This window comes from Bacillus sp. GbtcB10 (genome assembly GCF_019091365.1).
In the GTDB taxonomy this organism is placed as follows: Bacteria; Bacillota; Bacilli; order Bacillales; family Bacillaceae; genus Bacillus; species Bacillus altitudinis.
Genome location: NZ_JAGXJP010000290.1, coordinates 1 through 250, shown reverse-complemented (window position 1 = coordinate 250; position 250 = coordinate 1). Strand labels below are relative to the sequence as shown.

Genomic DNA, 250 nt, shown 5'->3' with positions numbered 1-250 from the left:
AATGTTACCTCGCGTTCTGCGACGACGAGGAGCGCGCCCTGCTTCTCAACGCGGTCGCCCAGCAGCGTCGCGAGCAGGGCAGGCTGCTCGATGTCGCGCGCACGCTGCGCGACCTGAGAGCAACCCGCAAACGCGGTTATGCCCGTGTCGGAGGACCGCGACGGGTCTTCGAATTCGTGGCCGTTCCGATCTTCGATCGGCAGCGCTGCTCGGCCTGCATGGGTGTCGGTTATTATCGCACTGCGGTTCT

1 protein-coding gene is annotated in these 250 nt (G+C 64.8%); it reads left to right on the top strand.

The window, feature by feature from the left end; all coding sequences use genetic code 11:
- Window positions 1–250: hypothetical protein (locus KVT11_RS20295; protein WP_217609189.1), on the top strand; the 250-nt coding region annotated here is incomplete at both ends.